The following is a 533-nucleotide window of genomic DNA, read 5'->3' as shown; positions in this document are numbered from 1 at the left end:
ACAGCACCCCTCCCGCCGTCCTCCCGCTGGAGCGCAGATGACCATCAACGAACACGTCCGGCACTTCCACGGTCTGCCGGTCCACGAACACGTCGGTGGGGACGTCCCCCTGCCCGATCCGGCTTCGGTGGCCTGGAGGGTGCGTGCCGACGTGTACGGGGAGAACGCCGTGTTCGGCAGCATGGAGGGCGCCTGGGGCGATTTCTCCTCCCGGGTGGACCTGTCCCGGGTGCGGGCCCTGGTCATCGGCACCTGGGGCGAGACATGGGACAAGGGGCCGGAGGAGGTGATCGCGACGCTGGTCGGCGCGGCGCCCCGGCTCTCCTCCCTGGAGGCGCTCTTCCTCGGGGACATCGTCCTGGAGGAGAGCGAACTGTCCTGGATCCAGCAGGGCGATCCGACCCCCCTTCTGCGGGCCTTTCCCGGCCTGCGGGAACTGCGGGTGCGCGGGGGCGAGGGCCTCGCGTGGGAGCCGGGACGGCACGAGCGACTGGAGCGCCTCACGATCGAGACCGCCGGGATGGGAGGGCGGG

General features: G+C 71.7%; 1 pseudogene. It reads left to right on the top strand.

Annotated features, from left to right (window positions below):
* Positions 1–37: 37 nt before the first annotated feature.
* A pseudogene (locus FOE67_RS28050) lies at positions 38–533 on the top strand (STM4015 family protein); the annotation flags it as partial.

Origin of the sequence: Streptomyces calidiresistens (assembly GCF_014141525.1) — a bacterium.
Classification (GTDB): Bacteria; Actinomycetota; Actinomycetes; order Streptomycetales; family Streptomycetaceae; genus Streptomyces; species Streptomyces calidiresistens.
The sequence above is the reverse complement of the archived record's forward strand: the minus strand, read 5'-3'. Positions and strand labels throughout refer to the sequence as shown.